The following is a 12,963-nucleotide window of genomic DNA, read 5'->3' as shown; positions in this document are numbered from 1 at the left end:
GTGCGCGAGCGATGCCGTGGTGGTCATGGCGCCCCGGTCCCGCCGGTGACGGCGAACCGGAAACTCGAAGCGGGATCACAGTGGACAGCACCGTCCGGGTCGGACCACCGGCCCCACGTCAACCGGGCGACGACTGCCCGCCCGCCGACCGTTCCGTGATTCCGGACATGTCGGCGACCATCGCGCCGGTCACCCTCCGCCGGGTCTGCGACGCGCTCGACCTGTTGGACGTGCGCTACCTGGCCGACGGCGACGGCAACCTGCTGGCCATGTGGGAGCGGCACGCGGTGCTGGTCACCCTGGAGGGCCCGGAGGACGAGATCCTGGTGATGCGGGCCCGTCCGCATGCGACGGTCCCGCCCGACTGGGTCGACCGGGCCTACCGGGTGGTCAACGAGTGGAACCACACCCGCCGGTTCTGCAAGGCCTACATCGGCGACCCCACCGAGCGGGGTCAACTGCCGATCTACGCGGAGCTCCAGGTGCCCCTCGGCGCGGGGGCGCACGACGCGCTCCTGGTCGAGATGCTCGACTGTGGCGCGGCGGTGGCCACCACCTTCGTGGACTGGCTGCACGACGAGGGCGCGCTGCTCTGACCCGCCGGGCCGACCTGGGCGGCGTGCCGCCGGCCGGTGAAGCGTGCCGCCGGCCGGCGGGCGTGGTGCCGGGTGGGGTCGTGCTGCGCCAGGCCGAGTCGGCCCGGCCGGAGCGGGGGTCCCGGCCGGTCAGGCCGGGCCGGCCGCCGGGTCGTCCATCACGTTCACCATGAAGTAGGCCGCCCGTTCCAGGTAGTCCCACAGCGCGGTGGCGATCTCCGGCGGCAGCTCCAGCCGGTCGACGGCCCGACGCATGTGGTGCAGCCAGGCGTCCCGCTCGGCCGCGCCGATCCGGAACGGGGCGTGCCGCATCCGCAGCCGGGGATGCCCCCGCTGGGCGGAGTAGGTGTTGGGGCCACCCCAGTACTGGATCAGGAACAGCGTCAGCCGGTCCGCTGCGGGGCCGAGGTCATCCTCCGGGTACATCGGCCGCAGCAGCGGGTCCGTGGCGACGCCGGCGTAGAACTCGTCCACCAGCTTGCGGAAGGTGGGTTCGCCGCCGACCGCCTCGAAGAGGGTCACGGCACGCTCGGACTCACCTGCGGGATTCACCGCCCCATCCTGCCAGGTGCGCCCGTAACCGGCGGGGGCGTACCGGCCGGGGCCGCTGCCGTCCTCGTCACACCGGCCCGTCAGCCCACCGATTGGCTGCGTCGGCGGTGCTCGCCCGGCAGGTTGTCGAGCTGCCCGTCGCCCTCGCCCGCCGGCCGGGGCCGGGGCGGGCCGGAGTCGTTCCCGGCGGCCTCGACCGCCGCGTCGATCGCGGCCCGGCTGGGCCAGCGCGCGGCGGTGAGCAGCATCAGCAGGACCCCGGCGGCGCTCCACACGCCCACCACCAGCGGGATCGAGAACCGCTCGGCCAGCAGGCCGGTGATCAGCACGGCGGCGCCCTGGATCACCTGAACCCCGGTGGCCATCACCCCGAACGCGCGGGCCCGGTAGCCGTTCGGCAGCGCCCGGACGAAGAGCCCGTTGGCGACCGGGAGCAGCCCGGCGACCGCGAAGCCGCAGAGGGCGGCGAGCAGGGCCACCGCCAGCGGTGGCGGGTCGAGCAGCGCCGGCACCAGGGTCAGCGGCGCGAGCACCGCCAGCGGCCGGATCAGGACCAGCCGGCGGGCCGGGGCGACCGCCCGGCCGACCAGCAGACCGCCCAGGATGAAGCCGATCGGGTTGGCGGCCATGATGGCGGCCTGGGACGCGCCGGTGTCCAGGCCGCCGCCGGCGCCCTCCCGGGCCCAGGCCGCGGCCAGCCCCTCGGGCACGATCGAGAAGAGCATGGAGCTGAACACCAGCAGGGCGACCGCCCGCAGCACCGGGGTGCCGAAGACGATCCGGAAGCCCTCGGCGGTCTCCCGCAGCAGGTGGCTGCGGTGCTCCGCGCTCATCGCCGGTGCCCGGTCCCGGACGCCGAAGCGGACCAGGGCCGCCGAGAGGGCGAAGGTGCCCGCGTTGATCAGCAGTGCGGCGGTCGGGTTGATCGCGGCGATGGCCGCGCCGATCAGGTAGCCGGTCACCTGGGCGGCCTGGCCGGTGCTGCTGTTCAGCGACAGCCCGACCACCAGCCGGTCGCCGGTCAGGATGAGTGGCATCAGCGCGGACCGGGCGGCCTGGCTCGGCGGATTGGCCAGGGTGGTCGCGAAGAGCAGGCAGAGGATCAGCCACGGCGGATTCCACGGGATGGCGACCAGCACCATCAGGGCCATCCGGATCAGGTCGCAGGCCACCATCACCGACCGGTAGCGGTGCCGTTCCGCCAGCGTGGCCAGCAGCGGGCCGCCGATGAGCCAGGGCAGGAAGCTGACCGCGAACGCGGCGGCCGAGTAGGCCACGGACTCTGTCTCGCGGTAGACCAGCACGGTGACCGCGGCCTTCGCGATGAAGTCGCCGATCCAGGAGAGCGCGCTCGCGGCGAAGACCGCCCTGTACTCCCGCTGGGCGAACACCTCACGGAAGGTGGCTGGCCCTTCCTGGGAGGGTCGCTCGTCGGACACCGTGGCCTCCATCGTCCCCACGGGCGGCCACTCGTGATGGCCTGCCCGGGAAACCGTCGTCAGATCTACGGATCAGCGAGACGTGATCACGCTCCGGCAGATGGCGTGCGTACCGGATTCTGCCCGATCGTCTGAGAGCTGACTAGGGCGAACGGTTTGATCGTCGCATCTCCGACTGAACGAACGGACGATACCCGAGGGGCCGCGCGGTCCGCGACCCCTCAGATCCACGGCCAGGCAAAGCCGCAGGTCATCGACGTTCATTGCGGTTCAGGCGGGCCCGCCCTGGCCGGTTGCCCCGCCCTCGGCGGTGCGCAGCGGGTAACCCGGGTAGAGACGGGCGGCGGCGATCTTCGCCGTGATGCCCGAGTTCTCCAGCGCCTCGGCGAGCCGCCGGCGCAGCTCCCGGCCGACCGCGAACTGCCCGTCGGCGGTGGTCTTGACGACGGTACGGATCACCGCGCCGTCCATGGTCATCTGCTCGACGCCCAGCACGTCGGGGGCCTCCACGATCTCCGGGGCCAGGTCGGGGTCCATCGCCACCGAGGCCGCGGCGGTCCGCAGCACCGCCGTCGCCTCCTCGGTGCCGGCGAATCCGATCGGCAGGTCGACCACGACCAGCGCCCAGCCCTGGCTCTTGTTGCCCACCCGGATGATCTCGCCGTTGCGGATGTACCAGAGGACGCCCCGGCCGTCCCGGACCGTGGTGACCCGCAGCCCCACCGACTCCACCATGCCGGTCGCCTCGCCGAGGTCGACCGTGTCGCCGACGCCGTACTGGTCCTCCACCAGCATGAACAGGCCGGCGATCAGGTCCTTGACCAGGCTCTGCGCGCCGAAGCCGAGCGCTACGCCGGCGATGCCCGCGCTGGCCAGCAGCGGGGCCAGGTCGAAGCTGAACTCCCGCAGGATCATCAGCAGCGCTATGCCGAAGACGAACGCGGTGACCGTGCTGCTCAGCACCGAGCCGATGGCCTCCGCCCGCTGCCGGCGGCGCTCGGGGACGAACTCGCCGGGCTGGTGCGCGGCGGTCGGCACCCGCTCCCGCAGCGGGCGCAGCATGGTCGGCACCCCGTCGGCGGTGGTGCGGACCAGCCGCTTGATCATCCGGTGCAGCGCCCAGCGGGCGATGAACGCCAGCACGAGGATCACCAGCACCCGCAGCGGCTTCAGCAGGATCCAGTAGCTGCCCTCGGCGAACCACGACGACCTGGTCGTCTTGTACAGCCACTCGCAGGAGGTGCTGCCCTGGCAGCTGGCGCTCGGGGTGGCGTCCGGGGAGGGGCTCGGGGCCACCACGGACAGGGCGGTGATCATCATCAGGCTGGCGGCGCTCACCCTGTCTTCGTACCCCACGGTCACCGGGCGGCGGCCGGCGGACCCACCATCCGGTCCGCCGTCCCCGACGGACCGTGCGGAACCGGTCATCCTGACATGGCCCGAAAGAGCTTCACGAGGGACCCCGGATTAGTGCAATCCCTGATTGGCCTGCGCGCGGAAGGCGCTGACCTGCAAGAAAGCCCAAAAAAGGTCATCTGGCACAATCAGGGCACAACCTAGACGGGCGATTCCAAGGGTGGCCGGGGAGAGCGACCCCAGGTAGGAGCCGACAGGCAGGGGTCTCCATGGCTGGCGTTGCTAACGCGGACCCCGCCCGGGTCGGCCGTAGCGAGTGGCTGGCATAGCAGGTCTCACCCCACGCGACGCGGAGGGGGATGCACACTCGCGTTCGCTCGTGCAGTATCTGAGTAGGCAGCGACCGCCGTCACTGGGCGTCAGCGAATGATCGGCTGCCGAGCAGAGGGAGGGCGACCCATGGATTTGAATTTCACAGACATCTCCACCAACGATGGAGGCAGACTGGTTTCAATCAGGTCGGCGCACTTTAAGGATCGCTATCTACGCATGGACAGCAAGGGATATGCTACGCCCTCGGGTCCTGGCGGTGGTGAAGTGAACTGTCAGACTTATGTGGGCTCCTATGAGAGATTCATACTGAGGAGGCAGCCGGACTCTTCGTTCTCAGTGGAATCCGCCCGCTTCCCCAACGTTTTCTTGCGTATGGTCGCCTTCGGCCTCACCGCTGCTACCGAAAAGGGTGGCGGGCTTGTGAACTGCCAGTTCGGCCGCCCCGACGGAGACCACGAGAGGTTCAAGTTCGTCTACGGTCCATCTGGGTTCACTATCGAATCAATCACATTCTCCAACGTCTTTCTGCGCATGGATGCCAGTGATTTCAATGAGGAGGCTCATTACGGGGGCGGAATTGTGAACTGCCAGTTCGGCGCTTTCGAATATGAGAAGTTCCTTATTTCATGGGTAGATTAGCCCGACTAGACGAGTGATTTCAAGGAGGGCCGGGGAGAGCGACTCCGAGTAGGAGCCGAACCGGCCACCCTGCCATCCGCAGCCAAGCTTGAGTACCTGACCCTCCTTCGGCACCCACTTCGGAGCCCGCGACATTCCGCGTAGGAGGAATTGCTTCAGGTTAACGCCGTCGCAAGGGTTGTCGGTGAGCACCTTGTCGGTGACAGCCGCATTCATGATGGTGTTCAGAAAGCCAAAGTACAGGCCGATGGATGAATTTGCGCTGCCTTCATCAAGCAGCCGGCCGAGCCAGGCCAGTACATCGGTCAGGTTGATTGACCGAATGGCCCGCTCCCCGAACGTCGGCAGAAGACACTTCCGAAGATTCTGAGGAACACGCCGCCGCGTCTCGACCGTCCATCCCGCCTGCCGCGAGCCCTGCCAGCTCTGCGCGTAATCGGCGAACGTGAGCCGGTCTAGCTCACGCCTTACGGTCACCTCCGCCGGGACGCCTGACCGGCACTCAAGGGCGGCGCAAGCGCCCGCCGCCGTGCCCGCGCCGGGGCGCGCGTGCGGCCTCCGGCCGGTCACGCCCCGGCGCACGGCGTACCAGGACAACCGCAGCCGGCGCTACCCGCGCGTCATTCTCGGAGCCAAGCTCCGGCGGCGGCCCGGTCCAACGCCGGGGTACACGAGGCTTCGTCCGCTCGGTTTCGGGGAGCTGAGCCGGCAAGCTCAAAGCAGGGGGCGGCGCCCGCAGTTGCCGAGCAGGCGACCCCCCCGTGCCGGCTCCTGCCGAAGTCCAGGTCAGGTCAAACTTTGCACCTGGGAAGGGGGTGGGGGTCGCCGTGGTCGGGGTCGTCGTCCAGGAGCCGGCCGCGTCGCTGGTCCCGGTCAGGTCAAGGGCGCTGCTGTGGCGGTGTCCGCCGGGTGTCGGGCCGTGACACGAGAGCCGAGTCCGACCCCGGGTACCCGTCAGAGCGGCGGACGCGCTGGAGACCGGCCAGTCGTACGTAGATCTCTCGCTTGGCGACGGCGTGGCCCTGGCCGTCGAGTTGGTAGCCGGTGACCCACACCCAGCCCGGGTAGTTGGGTTTCGGACACACCGAGATCACTCGGAAGATGAAGGCCGGCTGTCTCGCGAACTGCACCGACGCCTCTCGGCTGATCAGCAGCTCTTCACCCGGCGACGGGGGGCGAAGGTGGGCCATGGCCCGTGCGTCAGGAGACACGATCTTCCTCCCTGCGGTACCCCTGCCCAGGCCGGTTCGAAGGAGCCCGGCCGGGGCAGGGGTACCGCCGTGCCGAGGCCAGTTCGGGTTCTCTACGACCAGCACAGCGGGATAGCCGCACCAGGACGACGAGGGAGACGAGAACCCATGGCCAGCGCTTCGAGGGTGCTTCCCGCTTCACGCCGAGCGCCCTAGTGATCTTGAGCTAACTTGATCAAGTTTACCAAGTTCAATGTGTATGCATGATCATCAGGCACAGATCCGGCACAACTGAGCTTGAAAACGGGTGTAAGACGTCGAGAGGCGTTGAGGGGTCCGGCCCTGCTCAGAGGCCGGATCTGCCCGTTTCCGGGTGATGCCTAGCCAGCTTCCGACATTAGTACGTGCAATCCTGGGCCTTATCAGGGACGATTGGCGCAGCGGACGTCGGTGATCCTGCCGGCGTCGGGCGTGGTGCCGCCGTGTGCGGGCGTGCCCGGCGCGGCCAGCGGTGGGAGCGGCTGGACCGGGAGGGTGAGCTCGATGCCTGACATACGACCCACGGTGGGCTCCGGCGCGCTGGTTCTCAACGCCACCTACGAGCCGCTGTGTGTCGTGTCGGTGCGTCGTGCCGCGATCCTCGTCCTCTCCGCCAAGGCGGTCTGCGTTGCCGACGGCGAGGGCGTGCTGCACAGCGCCCGCAACGCGCTCCCGGTGCCCTCGGTGGTCCGGCTCACCCGGTTCGTCCGGGTTCCCTACCGCACCCATGTCGGGCTCTCCCGGCGGGCGATCTTCGCCCGGGACGGCTGGCGGTGCGGGTACTGCCGGGGCCCGGCGGAGACCATCGACCACGTGTTCCCGCGCAGCCGGGGCGGCCGGCACGCCTGGGAGAACGTGGTGGCCGCGTGCGCCCGGTGCAACCACACCAAGGGCGACAAGACTCCGGCGGAGCTCGGCTGGCGGCTGCACTCGTCGCCCGCCGTCCCGATGGGGACGGCCTGGCGGGTGCTCGGCCACCGCACCCCCGACCCGCGCTGGGCCCACTGGCTCGACCTGCGAGAGCCCGAGACCGAAGCGGCGGCCTGAGCGGCCGCTGGGGCGGCGGCCTGAGCGGGCATCGAAGCGGCGGCCTGAGCGGGCGCCGGGGCGGCGGCCCGAGCGGCGCCGGGGCCTCACTCGTGGCGGGCCTTCACCAGGGACGCGTAGACCACCACGTTGTCGGCGTACCCGGTCTCCCCGCCGACCCACCGGCCGCCGCAGGTGATCAGGCGCAGCCTCGGCCGGGTGAAGTCGCCGTAGACCTCGCCCACCGGCAGTTGGTCCTTGTCGTAGCGGTGCACCGAGTCGACCTCGAACACCGCCACCGAGCGGTCCGCCCGGCGGATCTCGACCCGGTCGCCGGAGCGCAGTTCCTTCAGCCCGTGGAAGACCGCCGGCCCGGTCCGGGTGTCGACGTGGCCGACGATCACCGCCGGCCCGTACTGGCCGGGGGTCGGCCCCTGGTCGTACCAGCCGGCCTCCTGGGCGCGGGCGGCGTCGGGCACCCCGATGCTGCCGTCCGCCGCGATGCCGACGTCGTGCACCGGGGCGTCCAGGTCGATCGGGTCGCTGCTGATGGCGACCGGCCGGCTGGCCGGCAGCACCGGGAACTTCTTCGGCGGGGGCCGCAGCCCGGCGATGAACCGGTCCGGCAGCACGCTGTAACCGGTCACCCGCTCGACGCCGAGCATGGCCACGATCAGCACCATCAGGGCGGCGATGACCAGCACCGGCCCGCCGGGGCCCCGGCGGGCCAGCCGCCACCGGCCCGCGCCCGGCCCGCCCCGGCCCGGGGCGGCGGCCACCGGGTGTGCGGCCGGGTCGACCGTGGCGACGCTGGCCGAGAGGGCCTGCCCGGTGACCCGGAAGACCCGGTGGCACCCCTGGGCCACCAGCCGGGCCGCGATTCGGAGCCGGCCGGCGCCGCGGCGCTGGTCCCGGGCCTGGTCGACACGCGTACGTCGGCGGGCCATGGCGACCTCGTCAGGTTCGCGTCCTGGTACGCCGACGCGCGCCGAACGCCCCGAACCCGGCCGCCACGGCCGCCGCGGCGAGGCCGCCCACGAGCAGCAGCGGGCCGGTGCCCCGGTCGTCGCCGGCCGTGCCGCCGCCACCGGTGTTGGGCCCCTTGCTCGGCTGGGCCATGTTCAGCACGGTGAGCGTGGTGGTCGCGTCGCCGCCGTTCTCGCAGTGCAGCTCGACGGAGTACTCGCCGGACCGCTTGTTCTCCGGAATGGTGACCGCCCCGGTCAGGAAGCCGTTGTCGGGCCGGAGCACGACCCGCCCGAACGCGTCGGACCGCACGTCCGCCTGCCGTTTGTTGTCGTTGTCGCAGCTCGCCCGGATGTTGACCCGGGTGCCGGCCTGCGCGCTGTTCGGCGTGACCTCGACGAAGGTGTTCTCCCCGGCCCGGGCCGGCGCGACCGTGGCCAGGACGAACGCCCCGACCAGGCCGAACACGGTCAGCACGGCCGACAGGACGCGATATGACGCGGTGAGCCCCCGCATGATTCCCCCCTCCCGGTGCCGGGCACCGGAATCCTCCCCCGGGTAGTCCGCCCTGCATTTCCCCCTGGCGTCGGGGCAAACCCGCACGTCGGTGGCGCGGCGGGCCGGGGGCGTCGACAGGGGGGCGGCGCGGGGCGTCAGGCGGGCGGCCCGCCGTCCAGCGGGGTGACGGGGTGCCAGTCGAGGGGGGTGGACAGGACCATGGTGCTCGACGGCTGGCCGTACGGGGCGAGCCGGTCGATCACCCGCTCGAACTCGCCGATCGACCCGGTCGCGACCTTGAGCATGCTGCACGCGTCGCCGGTGATCCGGTGGATCTCCAGGATCTCCGGCCAGTGCGGCACCTCCGGGTCGTGCAGGATGCACCGGGACCCGTAGCAGGACATCCGGATCAGGGCGACCACGGAGCGGCCGGCCCGGGCCAGGTCGACGTGGGCGCGGTAGCCGGTGATCACCCCCGACTCCTCCAGCCGGCGGACCCGTTCGGCCACCGCCGGCGGTGACAGGTGCACCCGGCGGGACAGCTCGCTGAACGACAACCGGGCGTCGGCTTGGAGCTCGCGCAGCAGCGCCCAGTCCATGTGGTCCACGCCTGACCTTCCTTCCCGAAACCCCGCAGGGGAATTCGCCTTTGCCACCGCAGGCCCGAGGCCGGTGGTGCCGTCGATTCGGCATTCCATTCGGCCCTTCCACCAGGGCACCATGACGCTACCCGGCTGATGGATGGAGACGACAGGTGGAGCAGACGGACCTGCGGGCCCCCGCGCTGGCCGCGGCGGTCCGTCCGGCGACCCCGCAGCAGCGGGCGGCCCGGGCTGCCCGCAACGGCGGCGAACCCACGCTGGAGTTCGCCGAGCGGGTGCCCTACGACGCGTACGTGCACGCCAGCACCCTGCACGGGTTGCAGCAGCCCCTCAGCGACGACCCGGGCGAGATGTCCTTCCTGGTGGTCAGCCAGATCATGGAGCTGTACTTCGGGCTGACCTGCCACGAGCTGCGCGAGGCGCAGCGCTGCCTGCGCGCCGACCGGATCGGGGACGCGCTGGCCCCGCTGCGCCGCGCGGCCCTGCACCTGGAGGGGCTCAACGCGGCCTGGAAGGGGCTGCGCTGGATGACCCCGGCGGACTTCAACCGGTTCCGCAACCTGCTCGGCGAGGGCTCCGGCTTCCAGTCGGCGATGTACCGGCACCTGGAGTTCCTGCTCGGCCTGCGCGACCCGGCCCTGATCCGGCCGTTCCGGCGGCAGCCCGAGGTGTACGACGAACTGCGCGCCGTGCTGGCCGTCCCGAGCCTGTGGGACGACGTGGTGGCCCTGCTGGCCCGGCGCGGCTTCGACGTGCCCGCCGAGGTGCTGGGGCGGGACGTCGCCGAGGAGCACCGGCCGCACCCGGCCGTGGAGGCCGCCTGGGTGGCCGGGTACGCCGACGACGGCCCGGACAACCACCTGCGGCTACTCGGCGAGGCGCTGGCCGAGGTGGCCGAGCAGTTCGGCGACTGGCGATGGAACCACGTCAAGGCGGTGCAGCGGACCATGGGCGCCAAGGTCGGCAGCGGCGGCTCGGCCGGCCTCGCCTGGTTGCAGCGCAGCATGGCCCGGGTGGTCTTCCCTGAGCTGTGGTCGGCCCGGACGGCAATGTGAGCGAGGAGCACGACATGGACACCTCGGAGCGGGACGCGACGCGCCCCTCGGAGCAGGAGGCGCACCGCCTCGACCAGGCAGATCCCGGGCACCGGCACCTGTTCCACGTGCCGCCGGCCGACGGCGGGCGCTACCCGCAGGCCGCGTACCTGGCCGGCAACTCCCTCGGCCTGCAACCCCGGGCCACCCGCGCCGAGCTGCTCGCCGACCTGGACGCGTGGGGCCGGCTCGGCGTCGAGGGGCACCTGGAGGCGGACCGGCCCTGGCTGCCGTACCACGAGCTGTTGACCGGGCCGGTCGCGCGGCTGGTCGGCGCCCGGCCCGCGGAGGCCGTGGTGATGAACTCCCTCACGGTCAACCTGCACCTGCTGATGGTCGGCTTCTACCGGCCGGCGGGGAGGCGCACCCGGATCGTCATCGAGGACGGCGCCTTCCCCTCGGACAGCTACGCGGTGCGCAGCCAGGCCCGCCTTCACGGCCTCGACCCCGACGCCACCGTGGTCCGGCTGCGCCCGCGCGACGGCGAGGACACCCTACGCACCGCCGACGTGCTGGGTTTCCTGGCCGCCGAGGGGGACACCGTCGCGCTGGTGCTGCTCGGCGGGGTCAACTACCTCACCGGCGAGCTGATGGACATCCCCGCGATCACCGCCGCCGGCCGGGCCGCCGGGGCGGTGGTCGGCTGGGACCTGGCGCACGCGGCCGGGAACGTGCCGCTGGCGCTGCACGACTGGGACGTCGACTTCGCCGCCTGGTGCTCCTACAAGTACCTCAACTCGGGGCCGGGCGCGCTGGCCGGCGTCTTCGTCCACGAGCGCCACCTCGGCCGGGCCGACCTGATCCGCCTCGAGGGCTGGTGGAGCACCGAGGCGGCCACCCGGTTCGAGATGACCCCGGTGTCCCGCCCGCCGGCCACCGCGGAGGCGTGGCAGGTCTCCAACCCGCCGATCTTCGCGATGGGGCCGGTGCGGACCTCACTGGAGCTGTTCGACTCGGTCGGCATGCCGGCGCTGCGGGAGCGCAGCGTGCGGCTCACCGGATACCTGGAGCGGCTGCTCGACGAGGTCACCGCCGGCCGGCCGCTGCGGGTGGTCACCCCGCGCGAGCCGGAGCGCCGGGGCTGCCAGCTCTCCGTGCGCATCGGCGGGGGCAGCGCGGGCGAGCTGACCAAGCGGCTGCGGCACGAGCACGGCGTGATCGCCGACGCCCGGGAGCCGGACGTCGTTCGGTTCGCCCCGGTGCCGCTGTACTCGACGTACCACGACTGCTGGCGGGTCGCCGACGCGCTGGCCGTGACGGTGGAGAGCCAACCATGAACGCGGAACGGGACGAGATCGCCGTCGTCGGGGCCGGGCTCGCCGGCTGCCTGCTGGCCTGCTTCCTGGCCCGGCGCGGGTACCGGGTGACGCTCTACGAGCGGCGACCCGACCCGCGCACGGGGAGGGCCGAGCGGGGCCGCTCGATCAACCTGGCGCTGTCCGAGCGCGGGCTCGACGCGCTGCGCCGGATCGGCCTGGACGGTCAGGTCATGGCGGACGCGCTGCCGATGCGCGGCCGGATGATCCACCCGGTCGCGGGCGAGCCGCAGTTCCAGTCGTACAGCGCCGCCGGGGACCTGGCGATCAACTCGATCAGCCGGGGCGCGCTGAACAACGCACTGCTCACCGCCGCCACCGCGCTGCCCGGGGTGCGGGTCGCGTTCGGCCACCGGCTCGTCGGGCTCGACCCGGCCACGGGGGAGATGACCTTCGAGACGTCGCAGGGCAAGGTCACGGCCGCCGCGCCGGTCGTCCTCGGCGCCGACGGGGCCGGCTCCGCGGTGCGCGGGCAGCTCCTCGCGTACGGGGTGCTGAGCGAGAGCCTCGACTTCCTCGACTACGGCTACAAGGAGCTGACCATCCCGGCGGTCGGCGGCGAGTTCGCCCTCGACCCGGCGGCGCTGCACATCTGGCCGCGCGGCACCTCGATGATGATCGCCCTGCCCAACCCGGACCGCTCCTTCACCTGCACGCTGTTCTGGCCCACCCACGGCACCGCGAGCTTCGCCTCGCTGAGCAGCCCGGCGGCGATCGAACGGCACTTCGCCACCCACTACCCGGACCTGGTCCCGCTCGCGCCCAACCTGGTCGACGACTACCAGCACAACCCGATCGGGGTGCTCGGCACGGTCCGCTGCGCCCCGTGGCAGGCGAACGGGAGGGTCGGCCTGATCGGCGACGCCGCGCACGCCATCGTGCCGTTCTACGGCCAGGGCGCGAACTGCGCCTTCGAGGACGTGGTGGTGCTCGACCGCTGCCTCGACGAGTGCGACGACGACTGGGCGGCGGCGCTGCCGCTGTTCCAGGCGCGGCGGCAGGACGACGCGGAGGCGATCGCCCGGATGGCGCTGGCCAACTTCGTGGAGATGCGCGACAAGGTGGCCTCCCCGGTGTTCCAGGCCCGGCGCGAGCTGGACCATGCGCTGGAGCGGGCCCTGCCCGGCCGGTACGTCTCGCAGTACGAGCTGGTCTCCTTCTCCACCACCCCGTACGCGCAGGTGCGGCGGCGGGTCCGCCGCCAGCAGGTGGTGCTCGGGGCGGTGGCCGCCACGGCGGCGACGCTGCTGGTCGGCGCGGTCGGCGCGGCACTGGCCCGGGGGCGGCGGCGATGGGCGTGAGCTGGGATCCCGGCCT

General features: G+C 72.0%; 14 protein-coding genes and 1 pseudogene. 6 read left to right on the top strand and 9 right to left on the bottom strand.

Annotation, left to right across the window (positions count from 1 at the left end; all coding sequences use genetic code 11):
* The first annotated feature begins 11 nt into the window (after positions 1 to 11).
* Entirely contained in the window at positions 12 to 596 is a 585-nt protein-coding gene (locus GVV04_RS04475; RefSeq protein ID WP_161684802.1) for a type III secretion system chaperone family protein, read from the top strand.
* 129 nt (positions 597 to 725) lie between these two features.
* Here the strand turns inward: GVV04_RS04475 and GVV04_RS04470 are convergent, their stop codons facing one another.
* From GVV04_RS04470 to GVV04_RS04460, 3 genes are all read right to left on the bottom strand, one after another.
* Entirely contained in the window at positions 726 to 1,148 is a 423-nt protein-coding gene (locus GVV04_RS04470) for a globin (protein ID WP_161684801.1), read from the bottom strand.
* A gap of 80 nt (positions 1,149 to 1,228) precedes the next feature.
* The gene (locus tag GVV04_RS04465; RefSeq protein ID WP_161686645.1) at positions 1,229 to 2,599 is read right to left on the bottom strand and encodes an MFS transporter; all 1,371 of its coding nucleotides are present in this window, start codon (positions 2,597 to 2,599) and stop codon (positions 1,229 to 1,231) included.
* A gap of 258 nt (positions 2,600 to 2,857) precedes the next feature.
* A complete protein-coding gene (locus GVV04_RS04460) occupies positions 2,858 to 3,907 on the bottom strand; it encodes a mechanosensitive ion channel family protein (protein WP_201753042.1) in 1,050 nt (349 codons plus the stop codon).
* Between the two features lie 495 nt (positions 3,908 to 4,402).
* Here GVV04_RS04460 and GVV04_RS04455 point away from each other — a divergent pair, with 495 nt between their 5' ends.
* Complete coding sequence (locus tag GVV04_RS04455) at positions 4,403 to 4,915, top strand: hypothetical protein (RefSeq protein WP_161684797.1); 513 nt, start codon at positions 4,403 to 4,405, stop codon at positions 4,913 to 4,915.
* Here the strand turns inward: GVV04_RS04455 and GVV04_RS04450 are convergent.
* The 3 genes and pseudogenes from GVV04_RS04450 to GVV04_RS33835 all read right to left on the bottom strand — a co-directional run bounded on the left by GVV04_RS04450 (position 4,901) and on the right by GVV04_RS33835 (position 6,659).
* Complete coding sequence (locus GVV04_RS04450; RefSeq protein ID WP_201752955.1) at positions 4,901 to 5,392, bottom strand: phage integrase central domain-containing protein; 492 nt, start codon at positions 5,390 to 5,392, stop codon at positions 4,901 to 4,903. The genes GVV04_RS04455 and GVV04_RS04450 overlap by 15 nt on opposite strands.
* 476 nt (positions 5,393 to 5,868) lie before the next feature.
* Positions 5,869 to 6,105: pseudogene (locus GVV04_RS32825) on the bottom strand (hypothetical protein); the annotation flags it as partial.
* A gap of 422 nt (positions 6,106 to 6,527) precedes the next feature.
* Positions 6,528 to 6,659, bottom strand: a complete 132-nt coding sequence (locus GVV04_RS33835) for a hypothetical protein (RefSeq protein ID WP_268926233.1) — start codon at positions 6,657 to 6,659, stop codon at positions 6,528 to 6,530.
* Between GVV04_RS33835 and GVV04_RS04445 the strand changes: the two genes are divergently transcribed.
* The gene (locus GVV04_RS04445) at positions 6,649 to 7,191 is read left to right on the top strand and encodes an HNH endonuclease (protein ID WP_161684795.1); all 543 of its coding nucleotides are present in this window, start codon (positions 6,649 to 6,651) and stop codon (positions 7,189 to 7,191) included. The two genes, GVV04_RS33835 and GVV04_RS04445, sit on opposite strands and share 11 nt — an antisense overlap.
* A gap of 86 nt (positions 7,192 to 7,277) precedes the next feature.
* Here the strand turns inward: GVV04_RS04445 and GVV04_RS04440 are convergent, their stop codons facing one another.
* The 3 genes from GVV04_RS04440 to GVV04_RS04430 all read right to left on the bottom strand — a co-directional run bounded on the left by GVV04_RS04440 (position 7,278) and on the right by GVV04_RS04430 (position 9,242).
* Positions 7,278 to 8,117, bottom strand: a complete 840-nt coding sequence (locus tag GVV04_RS04440) for a class F sortase (protein ID WP_161684793.1) — start codon at positions 8,115 to 8,117, stop codon at positions 7,278 to 7,280.
* Between the two features lie 10 nt (positions 8,118 to 8,127).
* Entirely contained in the window at positions 8,128 to 8,652 is a 525-nt protein-coding gene (locus GVV04_RS04435; RefSeq protein WP_161684791.1) for a hypothetical protein, read from the bottom strand.
* A gap of 137 nt (positions 8,653 to 8,789) precedes the next feature.
* Positions 8,790 to 9,242: an Lrp/AsnC family transcriptional regulator gene (locus GVV04_RS04430; RefSeq protein ID WP_161684789.1), complete on the bottom strand. Its 453-nt coding sequence runs from the start codon at positions 9,240 to 9,242 to the stop codon at positions 8,790 to 8,792.
* A gap of 146 nt (positions 9,243 to 9,388) precedes the next feature.
* On the opposite strand from GVV04_RS04430, the gene GVV04_RS04425 reads away from it, so the two are divergent.
* From GVV04_RS04425 to GVV04_RS04415, 3 genes are read left to right on the top strand one after another with little or no spacing between them, the layout of a single operon-like run.
* A complete protein-coding gene (locus GVV04_RS04425) occupies positions 9,389 to 10,291 on the top strand; it encodes a tryptophan 2,3-dioxygenase (RefSeq protein WP_161684788.1) in 903 nt (300 codons plus the stop codon).
* A gap of 14 nt (positions 10,292 to 10,305) precedes the next feature.
* On the top strand, positions 10,306 to 11,607 hold the full coding sequence (kynU, locus tag GVV04_RS04420; RefSeq protein WP_161684786.1) for a kynureninase: 1,302 nt from the start codon (positions 10,306 to 10,308) through the stop codon (positions 11,605 to 11,607).
* Positions 11,604 to 12,947, top strand: coding sequence for an FAD-dependent oxidoreductase (locus GVV04_RS04415; RefSeq protein WP_161684784.1), 1,344 nt, complete (start codon positions 11,604 to 11,606; stop codon positions 12,945 to 12,947). Before kynU ends, GVV04_RS04415 begins: the two co-directional genes overlap by 4 nt.
* Positions 12,948 to 12,963: the final 16 nt, after the last annotated feature.

The organism is Micromonospora rubida (genome assembly GCF_009908295.1).
Classification (GTDB): Bacteria; Actinomycetota; Actinomycetes; order Mycobacteriales; family Micromonosporaceae; genus Micromonospora; species Micromonospora rubida.
Note: the sequence above shows the minus strand (reverse complement) of the source record. Positions and strands in the feature narration are given on the sequence as shown.